Source organism: Bacillus benzoevorans (assembly GCF_014207535.1).
GTDB classification, from domain to species: Bacteria; Bacillota; Bacilli; order Bacillales; family Cytobacillaceae; genus Bacillus_BD; species Bacillus_BD benzoevorans.
The window spans coordinates 99654-120697 of record NZ_JACHGK010000010.1; the positions used below are offsets into that span (position 1 = coordinate 99654).

Genomic DNA, 21044 nt, shown 5'->3' on the forward strand with positions numbered 1-21044 from the left:
TCGGAATAGTTTTTATTATTTTTTATTTACAATAAGGATGAAGCAGAACCGATAATGCGACAATTTATGATAAATTCACTTATTATTTTACAGTATTTTTAGAAAAATAAGAATAGAAAATAAATTTATTGTAAATTCTACCTATGCTCACGATAACCATTTGGTTATTTTCTTGATTTTTAAAAGGTATTTCAATAAAAAAATAGGTCGTGTGATAATGAGAATATAAATTAATTGTCTTGAGAGCATGACGATGATACTTCAATTTCATATCTAAAACATTATGTGATCGTTAAAAAGATTTCACTTAATTAAATAATAGAAAAGCAAGTATACGAAGGGAGATGCAGCGATGGAACTATTGAAGAAGGAAGAAGCAGTAAGGAAGATAGGGAGCCGCCTGCGAAGGACCACACGACAGTTGAATCAATTTGATACGCAAAAAGAAACCCTGCAATTTCTAGCTGATTCTGTTTGTTCACAGCTTTCCTGTGACTTTATCGGCATTATAACTAAGGAAAGCGATTCTTTGGTTTCAAAAGTATGGAGCGGCCTTTCTACAAACTTAAAGGAAATCTTTCCTATTAGGATCGATCAATGTAACCCTCTTCTGTTTGAAAGAAGTTTGATGTTTAGTGATGATTCGAGGGCTGCCTCGTGTATGTTTACAAGACTATGTATAAATGAAGGGATGCAAACTTGGTTTACGGTGCCATTAACCGATGATTCCGATTCTTTAGGATTTTGTACCATAGGGTATTTTCGTCCCGTTACATTAATACGGGAAATGGAGACCATTTTTGATGAGTTTGGAAAAGATGCTGCCACAGCCATTACTCTATCCAGACAAAGAGAATTAGAAAAAAGCAGGATGTCAGCAGTTGAATGGATGAATCAAAACTTGTCATTAGATTCATCTGTTGAAGTTAAGGTAGCAAAGCTGGTAAAAGGGGCTGGAAAATTAGCCAGTGCTGGTTTTGCTTGTATGTATTCATATGATGAAAAAGAAAATGGTTTAATCTATCAACCTCCCGCTTACGGCATCATGGAGCGGGCACATAAGATTAAAGTGGATAACAGTGAAGATTTAAAACAGTACTTTCCCTGCCTGAAAACTCCTGGAGAGCAGCAATTAACAATTCCTTTAGTCATCAACTCAAAAACAATCGGTGTTTTACATTTGGAAAAGAGAAACAATGGCACCTTTACGCAAGAGGATTTGGAAACGTTATTATTCCTATCAAATCATGTCGCAGTCATCCTAGAAAATGCCCGCTTATATAGACATGAAAAAGACCATAAACAAAAACTGCATTTTTTACTTGAATATCAACAATCACTTGTAAAGGAAACCATTGAAGGAAATAATTTTGATGGAATTACAGGCACCTTAAGCAATCTTTTTTCGACCACTGTTATTCTATTAGACCGTTTTCTGAGACCTCTTTCATTCAAGCTTTATGAAATGAATGAGACAAAACTGCACCAGCTTGTAGAACTGGCCACCTATAAAATTATTCAACATCACCAGCCTATCGGATCTTGGTTTTCATCCGAACAGAATAATGATATAAGGCTAGAGACTTGGTCCATTCACGGCGGTGGAGGTTTATTAGGGTATTTAGCAGTCGATACGACAAAAGATGAAATGGATGATTATTATCGTTTGGGCATTAATCTAGCGAGAAATATTTATTCTCTCCAATTTATTAAACAAAAGTTGGTGTTGGATGCGAGAGAGCAGGTTAAGGATAGTTTTATGAATAAACTGCTGGCAGAGAAACTAGAGGATCAAGAAAGTATTATTCAATATGCCAATCTATTTAATTGGGATCTATTTCGTCCGCATCGAGTAGCTGTACTCTCTCTGTCCATACATGATGAGGACATGAATATATTGGAAATAGATGCACAAAAATCTCTCGTTTGGGAACAGTTAAAGGTTAAGATTGCACACCGTAATCCGGAAGTGCGAATGGCCAATAAAGATGGGGCATGGGTCCTTCTTGCTCCTATTGATATCGAGGAGAACCGGCCAAAAGTATATTGGTCTAAATTATATCAATATATCAGAACCTGCATGGAAATGATCAGCGGTCATTGTCAGGCGTATTTGGCGGTTGGCGGAAAAACAGAAAAATTAAGTGATTACTATGTAGGGTATATTCAGGCATTGAAGGCTTTAAATGTAGTGACGATCCGTTTTCATGATATTGGTTTTGCCCTATTTGATGAATTAGGATCCTATACGGTATTACATCAGTTAAAGGACCCGCAAATAGCCGATCTGTTCATTCAAAAGCATCTTGCTCCGCTGCTTCAGTACTCGGAAGGGAAAAGTATGGATCTATTCCAAACATTGCGCGTTTATCTCGAACATAATGGAAGTATTAAAGATACGGCAGAGGAATTATATATTCACCGAAGCTCACTTCTTTACCGGCTTGAAAAAATTGCCGATTTACTTGATATCGATATCAATGATTCGGAATCTCGTTTTAATTTAATGATCGCTTATAAATTATATGACCTATACAGGTAAGGGCGAAATTCTGATTGTAATGAATGGCATGAACATTCCTTCCTCCGAAATGTGGTAAATGGCAACAATAATTCCATCATGGTGTAGATACAGAAATGAAATTTACTCATCTATACTAAAAATACAGAAAATTATAAATGTTTGACAAATTGAAAAGGGATACATTACATGATGTGCGGATGATGAATCTGGTTACGAACTACTCATATGTCTCTTGATATTTGCAAGATTGCCAGGATTAATGGATTGGGAGGAAAGCATGTGAATAAGATGATGAACATCCATGAAGTATTGGAACGGGCTTATCAAATGAATCCTGAGAAAGAAGTGCTTTTTGACGGGTATACCCGCGTTACATACAGACAATTATATGATGAAGTTTATGTAATGGCCTCCGGACTAGCACAAAAAGGAATTCAAAAAGGAGACAGAGTAATGGTTTGTCTCCCCAATTGGAATGAGTTTGTTTCCATTTATTTTGCCTTGGCTTCATTAGGTGCGATTTTAGTTCCGTGTAATACACGCTATCGCAGTGAAGAGTTGTTGTATATCCTAGAAAATGCGAAAGCAAAAGCGGTATTTGTTACAGAAGGTTTTGGACATGTAGAATTCTTTCAATATTATCTAAAAAGTGACGGCAATCAGTCCTCCTTGGAACACATATTTACTGTCCGCTTTAACAAGGAAGGATATCCTTCCTTTCAAGACTTGTTGAAAATCGGAGAAAAAGTGCCCTGTCCAAAAATCGCCATCAACCCGGTTGAAGATGTATTCTCCATTCTTTATACCTCTGGAACAACCGGCAGACCTAAGGGGGCGATGTTAACGCACCAAAATTTTATTTACTCTGCTGAAGCATCGAATGAGAAATTAATGTGCACTGCAGATGATGTTTTTCTTATCGCTGTACCCGTCTTTCATGTATTTGGAATGGCTCCAGGAATTATGTCGGCGATCGCTGTTGGGGCGAAAATTGTCTTTATGGAAAATTATAAGGCGATTCATGCGTTAGAAATAATCGAACAAGAAAAGATTTCGGTTCATCATGGTGTTCCGACAATGTTCATTCTTGAGTTAAACCATCCAAAATTTACTGAATTTGATTTATCCTCCTTACGAACGGGCATTATTGCTGCTGCACCATGTCCTGAAGAAATTGTGAGAAGGATTCGTAATGTTATGGGCTGTGACATTATGGTGTTTTATGGGCTGACTGAATCAACGGCATCGATTACAGCTACATCTTTTGCAGATGAGGACTATATTCGCTCGATTACAGTTGGAAGAGTGCTCCCCGGTTCAGAAGTGAAGGTTGTGGATATGCACAGAAGGATTGTCCCGGCTGGTGAGGTTGGAGAATTAGCATTAAGAGGACCCGGAATTACAAAAGGTTACTATCAAAACCTTGAACAGACAAGGGAAGCCATCGATCAGGAAGGCTGGTTCTATACCGGTGATTTAGTAAGCATAGATGAAAAGGGGTACATTCAGATTATTGGCCGAAAAAAAGAAATGATTATTCGGGGGGGATATAATATTTATCCTCGTGAAATGGAAGAAATCTATTACAAACATCCTAGTATTTTAGAGATTGCTATTGTTGGGCTGCCGGATACGGTATTGGGAGAAATTTCTTGTGCCGTGATTAAATTAAAACCAGGCCATTTAGAAGACGAAGAATCGATGAAGGCCTTTATTAAGGATAAAGTAGCTGATTATAAAATTCCGGATCGGGTTGTTTTTCTTGACAGATTGCCGATGACAGCCAGTGGAAAGATTCAAAAAGCGCTCCTTGAAGGGGTATTGAAAGAGAAAATGGATGAAACACTTCGATAGATGGATATTTGGAATTTGGAGGAGGAATCACATGAATAAAACCGTAGAATATCGCTTTCAAGTCCGTTGGGGAGAAACAGATGCTGCAGGAATTGTATTTTACCCCTCTTTTTATGCTTGGATGGATGAAGCTTCGCATCATTATTTTTCAAAAATAGGGCATCCCACAACGAAGTTGTTTGAAAATGACAAGATAGGGATTCCGCTTGTAGAAGCAAAATGTGTATTTAAATCACCTTTATTGTTTGGTGACCAAGTAACGGTGGCTTCGACTATGTCAGAAGTAAGAAATAAAGTAGTTATTGTGAACCATACTTTTCTAAAAGAGGGTCAAATCGTTGCGGAAGGATATGAAATTCGTGCGTGGGCCAGCTTAAACGGTGCAAAATTGAAAGCGATCTCCATTCCGGATAGCGTGAGAAAGGCGATTAAAAGTACCACGGCCTCCGTTTAAACAGAAAGAGTGAATAAAATGAGTAACACACAATCGATGATTTTAACAGTTTATGGTGATTATATACGTCATTATGGGAATGATATATGGATTGGAAGCCTAATCCAATTATTGAAGGTCTTTGGACATAAGGAACAAGTAGTTCGTGTTGCCGTCTCTCGGATGATGAAACAAGGGCTGCTCCAATCAGAAAAAAGAGGAAATAAGAGTTATTATCGGCTGACAGATAGGGGGATGAGTCGATTTGATGAATCAGCGGGAAGAATCACTAGGCTGCAGAACCATAAATGGGATGGACAGTGGTGCGTGATTGTGTATCATCTTCCTGAGGAAAAAAGGCAAGTACGTGATGAGTTAAGAAAAGAGCTGCAATGGAATGGTTTTGGGAATTTATCGAATGGCTGCTGGATATCTCCGAATAACTTGAAAAATGAAGTAACCCTTTTCATTCGTAAATATCAATTAGAAGAAGATGTTCATCTTTTTCTTTCAGAGAATGTCGTACCGCAATCACCCTTTAGTCTTGTTGAAAAATGCTGGCCACTACAGGAAATTGCGGTAAAATATGAGGACTTTATTAACTTATACAGTAAAAAATACATCATTCATCAAAGTATGATGCAAAATGGTGAAATGTCGGATGAAGAGTGTTTTATAGAAAGGGCACATCTGGTTCATGATTATCGCAAGTTTCTTTTGATTGATCCTTTTCTTCCTAAAGAATTATTGCCTGAGCGCTGGAGTGGCAGTCATGCTGCGCTATTATTTCATCAATATTATAAAATACTTGCAGCACCCTCCAATCGTTTCTTTGAAGCTGTCTTCCAGGAAGAAAATGATTTACGAAAGAAAGACAAGGACTATAATTCGGAAGCATATCCTTTGTTGAGCGGGATTGGCTGAATACTTCCGGATTATATCTTTATGAGGGCAAGGCTATCTATTTTATGGATAGTCTTATTTTTTTGCCCTTTAAGAAATGAGCGAAGCAGAACCTTGAAATGTTCTTGATAAAAAGCGCTCATCATCCATCAAAACAGATGAAAAATTCTTTGTTTTTCCTATATAGTGTAGATTTCGCCGTTTCCTGTAAGCGACTACAATAAAATTGTAAATATTAAAAATAATCAAATAAAGAGGAGAGATAATAATGGCTATTAAAACAGTCGGAGTAGTTGGCGCAGGTTCAATGGGAGCTGGAATTGCAAATGTGTTTGCATTAAATGGATATAATGTCGTGTTGCGTGATATTGAAGAACGTTTTGTACAAGGTGGATTAGACCGTATTAATAAGTTTATGAGTAAAAGTGTGCAAAAAGGAAAAATGACAGAAGAAGCTAAACAAGAAGTACTTGCCCGTATTACACCAACAACAGATTTACAAGATTTAAAAGACGTTGATTTAGTGGTTGAAGCGGTTCTTGAAGATATGGAATTAAAACAATCTGTATTTTCCCAGCTTGATGAAATCGTAAGAGAGGATGTTATTTTAGCAACCAATACATCTTCCTTATCCATCACGGAGATTGCTGCGGCAACAAAACGTCCGGATCGCATTGCCGGGATGCACTTCTTTAATCCTGCACAGGTGATGAAACTAGTTGAAGTTGTTCGTGGACTAAGTACAAGCGATGAAACCGTTGCTGCACTGAAAGAAGTATCTGCAGTGTTAAGAAAAGAAGTTGTTGAAGTGAAAAAGGACGTTCCAGGATTTATCGTAAACCGGATTATGATTCCGCAATTTATTGAGGCGATAAAAGTTTTGGAAGAAGGAATCGCTACTAAAGAAGATATCGATAAAGCGATGCGTTATGGTTTAAATCACCCAATGGGTTCTTTCGAATTGCAAGATTATGCCGGAGTTGATATCGGCTTCCATGTCATGGAATATTTCCAAAAGGAATTTGCTGATAATCGCTGGGCACCGCCGCTATTATTGAAAAATATGATTAGAGCTGGCCGTTTTGGCAAGAAAACAGGCGCTGGATTCTATGATTACAACCAAGAACCAGCTAAGAAAGAGGCGGTGACAAAATGAGTTTACTAGTTAATAAAATGAATTACGAATACTTATTAGTTGAAGTAGAAAACAAAGTGGCGGTTGTTACGATTAACCGTGCCCCGGTAAATGCTTTAAATGCTCAAGTGTATCAAGAATTATCACGTGTATTTGATGAATTAGACGCAAATGATGATGTTCATGTGGTTGTGATAACTGGAGCAGGTGAAAAAGCGTTCGTTGCCGGAGCGGATATTAATGAAATGGCAGGTGCTGATCTGGTTACTGTCGTTAAGAATAATAAAGTTTCACGCAATATGTTCAAAAAAGTAGAGAATTCCACGAAGCCTGTTATTGCCGCTCTTAATGGTCTGGCACTTGGCGGCGGTCTTGAACTTGCCTTAGCGTGTGACCTGCGTATTGCGTCAGAAAACGCTAAATTTGCTTTCCCTGAAGTAGGTCTTGGAATCATTCCCGGGGGCGGCGGTACACAACGCTTACAAAAAATTGTCGGACAAGGTCTTATAAAAGAACTGCTATTTACAGGCGATATGTTTACAGCAGAACAAGCATTGAACTGGCATATCGTCAATAAAGTGGTTCCAGTAGGTGAAGCGCTGTCTGCTGCAAAGGAATTGGCTAAAAAGTTAGCGAAACAACCGCCAATTGCGTTACAAATGGTGAAACTTGCTGTCAATACTGGAGGCAATACAGATATCGAATCCGGATTAATCATTGAGTCTGCAAGTTTCAATACGGCTTTTGCCACAGAAGACGGTAAAGAAGGATTAGTGGCTTTTACTGAAAAAAGAAAGCCCAATTATAGGGGCAAGTAACAGAAAAATGCGGAGCGTCTTACTTACATAGGACGCTCCTGAATAGAAGGTAAGAGGTCTTCTATTCAAGAGCGGCTTATGGCTCTGAAGTCTAAATCAGTCTAAATCACCTTATTGAAAAACAGTCATACTAGATGAAATGATTGAGCATTTAATAGCGAATTAATGATAAAGAGGAGTGGCGATAATGGGTAAAGTAGTGATTACAAGTGGAGCTAGAACAGCTGTCGGAGCATTTTTAGGAGGACTAAAAACGGTTCCGGTAGAAGAATTAGCGGCAACAGCGATTAAAGAAGCATTAAAACGTTCAAATAACCTTGATCCTCACCTTGTCAACGATGTGGTATTTGGTCATGTGGAATCATCCGGAGATGCACCAAACTTAGGCAGGAATGCAGCGATGCTTGCCGGTTTAGACCATGTCCCAGGCTATACACTTAACCGGATTTGCGGCTCGGGTATTCAATCCATTGTAAATGCAACGCAAGATATTATGAGTGGAAACTCTGAAATTGTTGTAGCGGGCGGCGCGGAAAGTTTATCAAGAGCACCTTACTATCTTCCATTAGAAGTTCGTTACGATGGTTTCAAAATGGGCAACCAGGAATTACGGGATGCGAATACAAAATATCATCATAATTGCCAGCCCTATCCGCAATACCCAATTATGCATATGGGGAACACAGCAGAAAATGTGGTGAAAAGATATGAAATTTCGCGGGAAGATCAGGATCTATTTGCCTACAACAGCCAAATGAGAACAAAATCAGCGATAGAGCGCGGCAGATTTGAGAGAGAAATTATTCCGGTAGAAATCAAAGGAAGAAAAGGTGCTGTCACCATTATGGATAAAGATGAGCATCCAAAACCACATACGACGTTAGAAGCTCTTGCTAAACTAAGACCAGCTTTTGAAAAAGAAGGTTCGGTTACAGCAGGGAATGCATCAGGATTAAATGATGGCGGGGCAGCCGTCGTTGTCATGTCAGAAGAAAAAGCAAATGAGTTAGGACTCGCTCCAATGGCGGAAATCGTGGATTTTGCTGTGGCAGGATTGGACCCATCTGTGATGGGGCTTGGGCCGGTATTTGCGATTCGCAAGCTGCTAGAGAAAACGGGTATGGCGAAAGAAGACATTGATCTATATGAAATCAATGAGGCGTTTGCAGGTCAAATGCTTGGATGTATGAAAGAGTTAGACATGTATTTAGACAGTCCGTTATATGACCGGATTAATGTGAATGGCGGCGCCGTAGCGCTTGGTCACCCGCTGGGAATGAGCGGCACCAGGATTACGATTTCCTTAATGTACGAACTTATCGAAAGAAAGGCTAAATACGGGATTGCCAGTGCCTGTATTGGCGGCGGCATGGGAATCGCTCTATTAATTAAAAATCCGAATGCGTAAAGTTCAAACTATCGTGGTTAGTGTAAAAAAACTAATCACGATATATTTTGTGAGTTTTGCAAAAAGAGGGAGGGAACGCATTGAGTAAAATCATTTCACTTGAACAAGCTGCAAAACTAATAAAAGATTATGATGTTGTCGCCACTACTGCTTCTTCCGGTTTAGCCGGGCTGCCTGAAGAGCTGATTGTTGGCATTGGCAATCGTTTTAACGAAGAAGGGAATCCGAAAAATATTACTTTTATCAATGGCTCAGGAATCGGGATAAACTCAGAAGGAAGAGGGATGGACCATCTTGCCTATGATGGTTTAGTAAAACGAGTGATTTCCGGCCATGCCGGCTTCTCCCACCGCATGGCAAGCTTTATTGCGGAAGGAAAAGTGGAAGGATATCTGTTCCCGCAAGGGGTTATGACGCAAATTTGGCGCTCAACGGCAGGAAAAAAGCCGGGAGTCATTACCAAGGTTGGTTTAGGTACATTTGTCGATCCAAGGATACAAGGGGCTAAAGCAAACTCGATTACGACGGAAGACTTAATTAATGTCGTTGAATTAAATGGCGAAGAATGGCTTCATTATCCGAATTTTGCTGTGAATGTTGCTTTAATCCGCGGAACAACAGCCGACGAAAATGGGAATATTACGACAGAGCATGAAGCGGCTAATTTTGAAATTTTGCCGCTGGCAACGGCAGCGAGAAATAATGGCGGGATTGTCATCGCACAGGTGGAAAATATTGCCGAGGCCGGAGCTCTTGATCCGAAAAAAGTTCGGGTACCTGGTGTCATGGTAGACTATATTGTCGTTTCAAAAAATCCAGAATATCACTTCCAAACAATGGCACGGCATTATGACCCTGCCCTTTCAGGAGAATTAAGGGTGCCGCTTGGCTCCATAAAACCAGTTGAATTAAATGCAAAAAAGATCATTGCTAGACGTGCCGCTATGGAATTGTCGCCGAGCTCTATTGTCAATTTAGGTGTCGGAATGCCGGCATTCGTTTCAAACGTTGCCGCGGAAGAAGGAGTTTCAGATGAAATGACCTTAACAGTAGAGTTTGGTATTTTCGGAGGAGTTCCTGCCAGTGGTTTTGATTTTGGCGGCTCCTATAATCCGGACGCCATCATCAATCATGAAGCGATGTTCGATTTCTACGATGGCGGCGGACTTGACACAGCATTTTTAGGATTAGCCCAGCTTGATCAATATGGGAATGTCAATGTCAGCCAATTTGGTCCTAAAGTCGTTGGGCCGGGAGGATTTATTAATATTAGTCAATCTTCTAAAAAGGTCGTATTCATGGGTCAGTTTACGGTCGGGTCGAAAGAAAAGTTTGAAGATAAGCAAATGGTGATATTAGACCATGGCAGAGGTAAAAAAATAGTTAACGAAGTAGAGCAGATTACCTTTAGTGGAGAGTATGCCTCCAAAGCGGGTATTCCCGTTTTATATGTCACGGAAAGAGCAGTCTTTGATGTCATTGATGGCAGATTAAGATTAATAGAAATGGCTCCGGGGCTAGATTTAGAAAAAGACATTCTTGCCTGGATGGACTTTAAACCACTAATTGCTGAGGATTTGAAAATGATGGATCCAAGGATCTTCCAAGAACAATGGGGCGGACTAAAAGAAATGATAGATGCAAAAAGAAATAATAAAGTTTTACAGAATATGATTTGACCATGCTTTTACAACGTTAAGGAAATCCAAATATAAAAAAGGCCTAATTTCTCGGTGCTGTAAGTGAGAAATTAGGCCTGAACAATACTTGCAGATTTACTGAGAGGATACTGTTTCTTTCCCTTTCGCTCTTTTAAGTATAATAGAATAAACATACCTTTTGAACATAAAGCATTTAGTTTAAGGGAAACCGCGTATTCATTTGGCATTTCGTCCTGGACATATTGGCGCTGTTTCCCTTTTTGCTAAATTGTGATTCTAATCCTGATTTGATTTTTGATAGTGTTGTAAGATGAATCCAGTGAGAAACACGATCAATTGAAATTTCAGGGGGATTATATAGATGATGAATCAAGTCATGTTAGCGGAGAATGTATATCTTGTAGGAAAAAATGATGATAGAAAAGTACCGTTTCACCGCTTGGTTTTAGAAAAAGGAACAACCTATAATGCTTACCTGTTAAAAACAGAAAAACCAACGGTTATCGATACGGTTGATATGGAGTTCGGCCGGGAGTTTGTAGAGCATTTAAGCAAAATGGTTGAGCTGAAGGATATTCAATATATTGTGATTAACCATACAGAACCAGATCATTCAGGCGGCTTAGCCTTATTATCAAGAAGAGCACCTGAAGCAACTATTGTCTGCACTGAGCCGGCAGTGAATGAATTGAAGGAAATGTACAATCTGCACAGCAGGAATTTCCTTGTTGTAAAAGATGGAGATACATTGGATATCGGCGGGAAAACGTTAAAGTTTAAAGAAACTCCTTATCTGCATACACAGGAAACGATGATTACGTACTGTGTCGAGGATAAGATTCTCTTCCCATGTGATATCTTTAGCACCCATGTCGCTAATCATGAGGTTTTCGCTGATCAGGCCGGCTTTGATATAACCGATGATTTTATCGGCTATTATCAGGCGATTATCCATCCGCACCGCCGATATGTGAAAACGCTGATTGATGCGTTGGAAGACTTAGATGTACAAATGATTGCTCCGTCCCACGGATTTATTTTGCGGGAGGATATTGAGAAGTATGTCGATATATATGAATCCATGAGTGTTGATTGTCCTGCTGGCAAGAAAGCCGTGATTGTCTATACCACATGGAGGAACAGCACGAAAAAGATTGCGGAAAATCTAAAGAAAGTGCTGGAAGAAAGCAATATTGAAGTCTCCCTTTTCAATGCGGATAAGTCCGATAAGGCTGAGATTATTGAAAGTATTAAGCATGCGGATGCAGTATTTGTTGGAAGTTCAACAAAATATGCCGATATGATTGGGCGTCTTGAAGATGTACTGCGGGAAATGACAAAGATGAATTTGGAAGGAAAAATCGGTGCTGCCTTCGGTTCATACGGCTGGAGCGGTGAAGCCATTGAAGTCATTCAGGACTATTTAACACAAACGAATATGGATGTTCAAAGCACCTCACAAGTGATCAAAACAACAGGCATGACGGATGTGGAATTTCCGGTAAGAGTAAGATTTGCTCCTAAGGGGGAACAATTGAGAAAAGTAGAACACTCTGCAGCCTATGTAGCTGATTTGCTGTTGAGTGCCGTTTAAGAGGAAGAAATAATTGGCAGCTGAAAAAAGTCCTTCATCCGGGTTATGAAGGACTTTTTTTATTGTGTATTTATTTACATAAAAATAGTGTGATTTAAAGCACATTTTCGTTATTTTAGTCATGATATAGTTTGTTATATGATGATAATCATTATCAAATAAAATGTTATTAGGTGATGAAAATGAACGAACATATTTGTAATCATAATAAAGTTCAGGGACCCTGCCCGAAAAAGGTTCCAATCTTCGGCGGGCTATCCAATGAGGAGATTCAAAAAGTAGCAAATATGACGAAACATATGAAATTTAAAAAAGGCGAGATTCTTCTGCATGAAGGCGATAAATCAGATACCTTGTTTATCGTCAATAAAGGCCGGGTCAAGATATCGAAATATACCGTCAACGGCAAGGAACAAATTCTATATATCCTATCCAGCGGCGAATTCTTTGGCGAATTACATCTGTTTAATAATGATGAAGCAACCAATTTCAGTGTCTGCGCCTTAGAGGAAACTCAGGTATGCATGTTAACAAAATCGGATATTGATCGTATTATGGAAGCCAATCCGGGGATCTCACTGAAACTATTAAAGGCGGTAACGAAACGATTAGCCCATACAGAAAATTTAGCGCAAAACTTAGCCACGAAGGATCCAGAAGTGAGAATTGCTAGTATGATACTGGAATTCAGCCAGAAGTTTGGCAGAAAGAAGAAGGAAGGCGTTTTGATTGAACTGCCGGTCACAAGGGAAGAAGCCGCCAGTTATGTCGGCGTGACAAGAGAAACGATCAGCCGGAAGTTCAGCAAGTTTGAAGATTTAGGGTTTATTTCTTTATCGGGAAATAAACACCTTTTTGTGAGGGATCAATCGGCTTTGGAAGAATATATTCAGTAGATACTAAATGCGCCAAAGAATTAATAGGAGGAAACCCCTTATAAGATCTAATAAGGGGTTTATATTTTATCTATTTTTATCAACAGCTGCTAGGGTGTGAAAGATGAGGAGTTAAACTGGGAATTTTATCTTCCGTGCTATCAAAAATGGGTGGAATATAATGAAGGAATTGAAAAATATGGACTGGAACCTTGTTATGAAATCCATAAAGATGCACTCGATCATAGAGGTTACGTTAATATTTAAATCCCAAAAGGTGAGGATATTCTATATAAAAAGGTTCCAATAGATTCCAGAAAAATTAATTAAGAGTGGTGACACCTTTTGGGACTGTCTTAAATTAAGTCTTAATACTTTCTGAATGAAGCATCTTGATTAATTCTTTTTTTAATTTATTAAACCTTGGGTTATCTAGCAGTTCAGATTTTTTTCTTGGTCGTGGTATATCGACATTAATAATTTCTTGAATCCTTGCTTTTGGTCCATGGCTCATTACAACAATACGGTCTGATAGTAGGATGGCCTCCTCTACATCATGGGTAACCATAATAACTGTTCGTTTATCTTGTTCCCATATCCGTTCTAATTCATCTTGCAGCTCTTCGCGTGTGATAGCATCTAATGCACCAAAAGGTTCATCCAGCAGTAAGACTTTTGGATTGATCACAAATGCCCTGGCAATTCCGACTCTTTGCTTCATACCTCCCGAGATTTCTTTAGGTTTTTTATCTTTAGCAGACGATAGTTTTACTAGATCTAAATACTTATTGGCTAGTATCTCTTTTTCTTCCTTACTTTTATTCTCCATTACACTATTTAAGGCAAACATAATATTTTCAAAGACTGTCATCCAAGGGAAAAGTGCATGATTTTGAAACACCATTCCACGGTCCACTCCAGGACCTTCAATTAATTTATCCTTTAATTTAATGGTTCCCTTCTGATAGGTCTCCAATCCTGCAATCATATTTAGCAGGGTACTTTTTCCACAACCACTAGGTCCAATTAAAGATATAAATTCACCTTCGTTAATTTGAAGAGATATCATATCTAGAACTTCTGAAACTTTTCCTCTGGTTTTATACGACTTAGCCACATTACTAATTTGAAGAAAATATTTATCCATCATAACTAAACCTCTTTTCTAATATTCCTAGTAATCGATCTAATCCAATTCCAACTAACCCAATGACTAATATACAGACAATAATGTTAGAAATATTTAAGTTGTTCCATTCATTCCATACAAAGTAACCAATTCCTCTTCCTCCAATAAGCATTTCAGCAGCAATGATAACGAGCCATGCCACACCCATACTCACTCGTAAACCTGTGATTATATTAGGTAATGAAGCAGGAAGTAAAATATAACGAATAACCATCCATCGATTAGTTTCTAAAGTGCGTGCCACGTTTAAGTAGATTGGAGAAATATTTCGGACTCCAAAAATAGTATTTAGAAGTATTGGCCAAAGACTGGAGATAAGAATGACAAAAATCGCTGTACTCTCTGAATCTTGCAGAGTTGCCAAACCTATTGGAAGCCATGCCAAAGGTGAGACTGGACGTAAAATTTGTACAATAGGATCTATGGCTTTTGATACCACCTCAGATGTTCCAATTAAAAAACCTAATGGAACAGCTATTAAAGACGCTAATAAAAATCCCGTTAATTCACGTTGCAGGCTTGATAGAAGATGTAAACCAATTCCTACATCATTTACGCCATAGTTATAAAATGGATCCTTTAATGTTTCGTAACCACTAACGATCACTTGAGTGGGAGCCGGAACAAGAGATGAAACGAATCCCATTCGTACAACTGTTTCCCATATTACACTTGTTGCGAAAATCATACCTATAAAAACAAGGAAGGCTTTCATGTTTACAGATAATGTCCTTTTATCCCTTAATTTTTTTTTCGAAAAAGAAATGTTTGAAATAACACTTGAATGATCTATTTTCGCTTTCATTTTTATACCTCCTAATTCGTCATCCATAAATTATCGATGTCAAAAGCCTTACCCATAATAGTTTCAACTTTATAATCATTTTCAGGAATTGAATGTCCTAATTCCTTTTGGATCTGCCTTAAATCATTGGTTAGGAATACTTCATCTACGATTTTCTTTATTTCCTCTGTATCTAGCGGTTCTTTTACATAATCCCATCTGCTAAATTGAGTTAACATCCATGCGCCAAAGCTTTTATAAGGGAATGGATCAAAATCAATTCTTTTGGGATCGTTTATTATATTTCCAGTTCCATCTGGACCTTTTCCAGTCAGAACTTGTTTGACAGCCTCTTCCGGCTGATTTAAATATTGCTTTGTGGAGATTGCTTTAGCAATTTTTTCTCGATTAGTGTTATCACTGCTATAGTATGTTGCATCTGTGATTGATTTTAGTAAAGCGTTGTAGGTCTTAGGGTTTTTATCAATAAAATCTTGTTTAACACCGAAAGCACAGCAAGGATGGTTGGTCCACAAATCTTTTGTTAGTTTAAAGATAAAACCAAACTCTTGGAAAACAGCTCTTTGATTAAATGGTTCTGGTCCCAAAAAACCATCAATGTTCCCTGAGGCCAGGTTGGCTACCATATCTGCCGGCCGAGTTACTCTTATGTTTACATCGATATCAGGATTTAGTCCTCCTTCTGCTAAATAATAGCGAAGCAGAAGATTATGCATGGAATATTCAAAAGGTATACCTAGAGTCATACCCTTTAAATCTTTAATATCTTTAACCTTGCCTTTATGCTTATTTGCCAGCGTAATAGCCTGGCCATTAATATTTTCTATCGCTGCTAATCTAGTAGGGACTGCACTCGAGCCTATTCCCATCGATAAGGCAAGAGTCATTGGTGAAAGTAGATGGGCTGCGTCAATCTCTCCTGCAATAAATGCATCTCTTATATCTGCCCAGCCTGCATATTTTTTAACTGTTACATTTAATCCATATTTTTTATAAAATCCCATAGGATCAGCCATAATGATGGGGGTTGCACAGGTTATTGGGATAAATCCTATTGTTAGTTCGGGTTTCTCTAGATCCGTGTTAATTACATTTTTATTTAATTCATCATTACCGCAAGCAGCTAAAAGGGAGAGGGCACCTCCGCTCATGAGCATTAGCATTCCTAATGTTGCAGTAGAGGACTTTAGAAAATTCCTCCTGGACATCATGTTTAAACCTAAATCCTTTATGTCAGAATGATAATCATCAAGTTGTGAAGGTTTTACAATAGGAGTTTCTAAATATTGATGTGATTCATGAGTGCAGCCGTCATAGCAAATATGTGAGTTAGATTCATTTTTCATATCTTTATTTTTCTCCTTTATCATTTTTCATATCATCTTCTTCTGTAAAGACAGGACGTGTGGATTCCTTAAACTCTCGTAATGTGTTCCCTGCTGCTCGCCCTAATTCCGGCAATTTACTGGGACCAAAAATAATTAAGGCTAAAGTAATGATGAGAATTAATCCGGGTATTCCAATATTGGATAGCATTCTGTATTTCCCCCTTCCCTTTCTTATTGCGTTTCTTTGTGATAAGGACATTATGATGATGCGAATATGTTGCATAGATGTCCTATAGCTTATTACCCAACAATAAACAAATGGAGTTAACTAAAAGTTAATATCCGTATTATATAACCATTAAAAATAGTTTTGGCAGTTATTGTTAGGTGTTCTAACATATTTTTTAACCTTTTATAAAGTTCGTATTACCATAAAAATTCTTAATTAGATGTCGAGAAAGAGAGAAATGAAGTTTAAGGGAGAGAATAGGTTGAGGTTGAACATCATAATAAAAGCTTTATAGCGAAAAAAAAGCCTTGATTCCATGGAGGAGTCAAGGGGGTCATAAGCTTATAAAGGATGCCGGTTACGATAATAAAATCGAGACGCTTTTATTTTATTTCCACAAATCGTCATACTGCACCATCTGCGTGTTTTATTTTTAGATTTATCTAGGAAAAGCAAAACACAATCATCATTTTCACAAGGTTTTAAACGATCCAGGATCTTTTTTTGTGAAATGACTTCAAAGAAAGATTGAACAATGTGATGAAGTAAGGGAGAATTCAATTGTTTTGATTCATACGATAAAGATGGAAAGTTTGTCGGTTCAGGACGAATCTGCGGATAGATACCAAATTGCCGTATGAAATCATTAACAGCCTGTAAATGATTTGGATCGATCTCTCTTTTATACGCAAAATCTTGAAAGCATTGGTGAATTAAATTTCTTAGTGTAATAAAATGGTCGAAATTGGCTTCAATGGATTCCAAAGGAACATCAATTTTTAGTTTTTGTGTCCAATCATAGAGCAGATATGAAGAGCCTAGTAAATCTGTTTTGGACCCATCAACCATTTTAATCGTATTTGAAAAATCTACAGCTGTATTCCCACCTACGAAAACAAAACTTCGATGACTACTAATAGGAACCACCTCCTAACCAATAAAATCGGTTTTACCTATTATAGACCTAATGTCAATAAAACACCAAAATTTTTATATTCCTTAATTGGATACAACATTGATTTGATCCATTTACTAGATCCATTTCCTGCCTGATTATAAATAAAGTTTCCTCTTTAGATCTTCTGATAGCACCATGTTCTATCTTTGAATCCAGTGATATATAAAAGATGTATTTTAAAAGAATGTTAGGAGATCTGACAATTACTGCCAAAAATATTTTTGGTGGTTATATAATGTGATTATTAAGGAATCAGAGCAAAAAAGGGTACAGAGCAGAAATCAATAGCACCAAATGATAGCCAAAGAGGTGATTATTAACCAAAAGGGACTGAATACTTATTAAAATTAAAATTTTAATAAAAAATCTAAAATAGGTGGTGTCCAAAAATGTTGTTAGCCAATAACAATGTATTAAACAAGTATGAGAGTATTTTAAAAGAGGAATTATCCCCAATGACCAGGGCCATAGACGAGGAAGGTGTTTATCCGGAAACGGTATTAAGAGCTTTGGGAAAAGCGGGAGCTTATCAAATTTCGGAACTAACATATAAAGAGGAAATGTTGAAAAGACTGCAATTGATCAACATAGCTGCAAGATCTTGCGTTTCTACTTCATTTCTTATTTGGTGCCATACTACGGCTATTTCTTTTATATCCAATTCTGGAAATGCATACTTAAAGGAAACATTACTTCCTCTTTTGGAAAGTGGTGAAGTATTAGCAGGTACAGGATTATCAAATCCGATGAAGTATTATGCGGGAATGGAGACATTACGCTTAACAGCAGAACGACATGAAAATGGGTATACAATCAATGGTATTCTCCCGTATGTTTCAAATTTAGGGAAAGGACACTGGTTCGGAATTATTGCCCAAGTAGATGAGGAACAACGAATTTTCGCAATGGTTAACTGCGATTCTCTGGGTTTAACCCTAACAGAACATAAAGACTTTGCCGGATTAAATGGGACTCGATCCTTTACTTGTCGTTTCGATGATGTATTTCTTGAGGATAATGTCATGATTTCTACATCCGCAGATGATTTTGTTAAAACTATACGTTCAAGTTTTATGTTAACTCAAACTGGAATGGGGATAGGGCTCATTAAAGCATCAGTTGATACGATGCAAAAGTGTATCAAAAAACAGAATGAATCAAATAAATTTATTGGCGTTTCAACAGAACATATATTAGACGAATTAGAAGCTGTTCAACATAAAATACATGATTTATTTGAATCCACTATAGAGGTTCCCTTTAATGATGCTGTACAAATTCGTTTACAGGGAGCTGAATTGGCACTAAAGACAGCTGAAATAGCCATGTTGTATCAAGGGGCTGCAGGTTATTTGAAAAAATCAGATAGTATGAGAAGACTACGGGAAGCGTTATTTATCGCTGTAGTAACCCCTGCTATTAAACATTTAAAGAGAATGCTTCATGAACAATCAAATCCCCTTCTAGGTGTAAATTGAATACTATTTGTTTTTAATATGATCATTCATGGCCAGTTGTATCTTTCGAGAACTATTCTTTGTCGCAGAGAATGCTTCTCGGAAGGTATCCATGAATGGAACCAATAATATAAAGGTTTTGAACATAAAAAGAAGGGGGGATGAATGAATGGAAAAGGAAAAAGTGAACCCAGTAATAAATCATTCACCTGATATGGGACCATACTCGATGGAAGAAACGATGTATCGGGCAGCCCAGTTAAGTAAGGATAAATGGAAAATGCTGAAAAATAGACCCTTATCCTTTTTATTACACGCGTTTGCTGGCGGGGCAATTGTTGCTTTTGGAGCTACACTTTCACTTTCTGTTTCTGCCGGAATACCCATACCGGGTCTGCAAAATCTTGTGATGGGTCTTGTTTTTGGGTTTTCATTGGTTGTCATCATGATGACGGGGATGTCATTAATTACAGCGGAAATGGCCTTAGGAATTATCGGAGTCTTTCATAAAAAGATTACCATTGTACAATATATCTTATTTGTTATTGCAGGATATATCGGGAATGCATTGGGGAGTTTATCTTTTATGTCACTTCTGGCTTTTGCCGGGGGTCCTTTTGAAAAAAGTATCTATGCTTTAAGAGCCCACGCGCTTGCAGTATCAAAAACAGGCATGGATGGTTTATCCATCTTCCTGCTAGGCATTTTATGTACATGGTTTTTGCAAACAGCGATGTTTATGTATTTAAAAGCAAGGTCTGATGTTGGAAAAATGGCAGTAGCGTATTATGGTCCCTTTGCTTTTGTCGGCAGTATGACCGAACATGCGATTGCGAATATTGGCTTCATCGCATTACCATTATTAATGCAGTCTGACTTTACTGCCTTAACGGGTGCTCCACTGACAGATTCGGGTTCAACTGCTTTATTGCATTGGGGATTTGGGCAATATGGCTGGGCCTATAACCAAGTCTTAACCTTAATGGGAAACTTTATCGGTGGTGTACTATTTGTTGCGACAGTTTTTCATTTTGTCAGCAATCCACGGAAAGTCATGTTGCTTTATCGAGTAAAACAAAAACGTTCATAAAAGGAGGCTATTATGGAAAGTTATTCAATTTTAAATCCGATTGTTTGGACACTATTTATCGGTGGAAATCTTATTATCCTTTTGGCCATTAAGTGGTTTCATTCACGTTATCCTCATTTCTCTGAAGTGGGAGATACCGGAGAACAATTATTAGTAAAGGAAATTATGCTTCCTGCTTCTACATTTCCTGATAAAACGAGAACGATCGTGAATAGTGAGGATTCTATCAGCTCATTATATCCTCTATTTTTAAAATATGATGAAGAATATTTTTATGTGAGAAATCAAGAAGGATTAAGAGGTATTGTATCTTTAGATCGTGTGTTAGGAATTGATAGCAAAAAGAATACGAAAGTTGTTCAAATCCATGAGTATTCAGCATAAATTTAATTCTCTAAAAACAATGTATATAAATAACGAGCCTAAAAATCTAGTTAAGAAGATTTGTACTTGTATAGAGGAACATGGAATCAAGTTATATGCAGTGGTAGACCATCAAAATGATATGGAAGCACTTCGGGTATATTCATATCCAGCTTTTACGATTTTGTTTGGTAATCCTCGAATGGGATCAAAATTATTAGAAAAACTTCCAATGGCAGCAATTGATATTCCACTTAGAATATCAGTTATCCAGTCCCAATCGGGTAAAGGGAGCACTGTCATCTTCCGTGATATGGATTATCTTTTTAAAGAGTATATAAAACAAGTTAAGGAACTTCGCTATTGGGCACAAGAAGTCAATGCAATACTTACTAGATTGGTAGAGCAGTGCCGTTAGAG

At 37.8% G+C, this 21044-nt stretch carries 19 protein-coding genes; 14 read left to right on the forward strand and 5 right to left on the reverse strand.

Annotation, left to right across the window (positions count from 1 at the left end; genetic code table 11):
• Positions 1-352 precede the first annotated feature (352 nt).
• The 10 genes from HNR53_RS14235 (at position 353) to HNR53_RS14280 (ending at position 13226) form a co-directional block, all read left to right on the forward strand.
• The gene (locus tag HNR53_RS14235) at positions 353-2542 is read left to right on the forward strand and encodes a helix-turn-helix domain-containing protein (RefSeq protein ID WP_184527115.1); all 2190 of its coding nucleotides are present in this window, start codon (positions 353-355) and stop codon (positions 2540-2542) included.
• A 270-nt stretch (positions 2543-2812) separates the two neighbouring features.
• The gene (locus HNR53_RS14240) at positions 2813-4378 is read left to right on the forward strand and encodes a class I adenylate-forming enzyme family protein (RefSeq protein ID WP_184527261.1); all 1566 of its coding nucleotides are present in this window, start codon (positions 2813-2815) and stop codon (positions 4376-4378) included.
• A 31-nt stretch (positions 4379-4409) separates the two neighbouring features.
• The gene (locus HNR53_RS14245) at positions 4410-4832 is read left to right on the forward strand and encodes an acyl-CoA thioesterase (protein WP_184527117.1); all 423 of its coding nucleotides are present in this window, start codon (positions 4410-4412) and stop codon (positions 4830-4832) included.
• 18 nt (positions 4833-4850) lie between these two features.
• On the forward strand, positions 4851-5735 hold the full coding sequence (gene paaX, locus HNR53_RS14250; RefSeq protein WP_184527120.1) for a phenylacetic acid degradation operon negative regulatory protein PaaX: 885 nt from the start codon (positions 4851-4853) through the stop codon (positions 5733-5735).
• A 247-nt stretch (positions 5736-5982) separates the two neighbouring features.
• Positions 5983-6870 (forward strand): 3-hydroxyacyl-CoA dehydrogenase family protein, encoded by an 888-nt coding sequence (locus HNR53_RS14255; RefSeq protein WP_184527122.1) that lies wholly within the window; start codon positions 5983-5985, stop codon positions 6868-6870.
• Between the two features lie 17 nt (positions 6871-6887).
• The gene (locus HNR53_RS14260) at positions 6888-7667 is read left to right on the forward strand and encodes an enoyl-CoA hydratase/isomerase family protein (protein ID WP_184527263.1); all 780 of its coding nucleotides are present in this window, start codon (positions 6888-6890) and stop codon (positions 7665-7667) included.
• 187 nt (positions 7668-7854) lie between these two features.
• Positions 7855-9075: a thiolase family protein gene (locus HNR53_RS14265; protein WP_184527123.1), complete on the forward strand. Its 1221-nt coding sequence runs from the start codon at positions 7855-7857 to the stop codon at positions 9073-9075.
• Positions 9076-9155: 80 nt separating this feature from the next.
• A complete protein-coding gene (locus HNR53_RS14270) occupies positions 9156-10754 on the forward strand; it encodes an acyl CoA:acetate/3-ketoacid CoA transferase (protein WP_184527125.1) in 1599 nt (532 codons plus the stop codon).
• Between the two features lie 343 nt (positions 10755-11097).
• Entirely contained in the window at positions 11098-12330 is a 1233-nt protein-coding gene (locus HNR53_RS14275) for an FprA family A-type flavoprotein (protein WP_184527127.1), read from the forward strand.
• Between the two features lie 182 nt (positions 12331-12512).
• Complete coding sequence (locus HNR53_RS14280; protein ID WP_184527129.1) at positions 12513-13226, forward strand: Crp/Fnr family transcriptional regulator; 714 nt, start codon at positions 12513-12515, stop codon at positions 13224-13226.
• 340 nt (positions 13227-13566) lie between these two features.
• Here HNR53_RS14280 and HNR53_RS14285 read toward each other — a convergent pair whose 3' ends face one another.
• The 5 genes from HNR53_RS14285 to HNR53_RS23580 all read right to left on the reverse strand — a co-directional run bounded on the left by HNR53_RS14285 (position 13567) and on the right by HNR53_RS23580 (position 17683).
• Positions 13567-14355: an ABC transporter ATP-binding protein gene (locus HNR53_RS14285; protein WP_184527131.1), complete on the reverse strand. Its 789-nt coding sequence runs from the start codon at positions 14353-14355 to the stop codon at positions 13567-13569.
• On the reverse strand, positions 14345-15199 hold the full coding sequence (gene ntrB / locus HNR53_RS14290; protein WP_184527133.1) for a nitrate ABC transporter permease: 855 nt from the start codon (positions 15197-15199) through the stop codon (positions 14345-14347). Before ntrB ends, HNR53_RS14285 begins: the two co-directional genes overlap by 11 nt.
• Before the next feature lie 11 nt (positions 15200-15210).
• A complete protein-coding gene (locus tag HNR53_RS14295) occupies positions 15211-16545 on the reverse strand; it encodes an ABC transporter substrate-binding protein (protein ID WP_184527135.1) in 1335 nt (444 codons plus the stop codon).
• Positions 16546-16549: 4 nt separating this feature from the next.
• On the reverse strand, positions 16550-16735 hold the full coding sequence (gene tatA / locus HNR53_RS14300) for a twin-arginine translocase TatA/TatE family subunit (RefSeq protein ID WP_184527137.1): 186 nt from the start codon (positions 16733-16735) through the stop codon (positions 16550-16552).
• Positions 16736-17098: 363 nt separating this feature from the next.
• A complete protein-coding gene (locus HNR53_RS23580) occupies positions 17099-17683 on the reverse strand; it encodes a CGNR zinc finger domain-containing protein (protein ID WP_184527139.1) in 585 nt (194 codons plus the stop codon).
• 420 nt (positions 17684-18103) lie between these two features.
• On the opposite strand from HNR53_RS23580, the gene HNR53_RS14310 reads away from it, so the two are divergent.
• The 4 genes from HNR53_RS14310 (at position 18104) to HNR53_RS14325 (ending at position 21042) form a co-directional block, all read left to right on the forward strand.
• Entirely contained in the window at positions 18104-19192 is a 1089-nt protein-coding gene (locus tag HNR53_RS14310; protein ID WP_184527141.1) for an acyl-CoA dehydrogenase family protein, read from the forward strand.
• Between the two features lie 148 nt (positions 19193-19340).
• Complete coding sequence (locus HNR53_RS14315) at positions 19341-20261, forward strand: formate/nitrite transporter family protein (RefSeq protein WP_184527143.1); 921 nt, start codon at positions 19341-19343, stop codon at positions 20259-20261.
• 12 nt (positions 20262-20273) lie between these two features.
• Positions 20274-20645 carry a hypothetical protein gene (locus HNR53_RS14320; RefSeq protein WP_184527145.1) on the forward strand — a complete coding sequence of 124 codons (372 nt, stop codon included), beginning with the start codon at positions 20274-20276 and terminating at the stop codon, positions 20643-20645.
• Complete coding sequence (locus HNR53_RS14325) at positions 20629-21042, forward strand: DUF302 domain-containing protein (RefSeq protein WP_184527147.1); 414 nt, start codon at positions 20629-20631, stop codon at positions 21040-21042. Before HNR53_RS14320 ends, HNR53_RS14325 begins: the two co-directional genes overlap by 17 nt.
• Positions 21043-21044 lie beyond the last annotated feature (2 nt).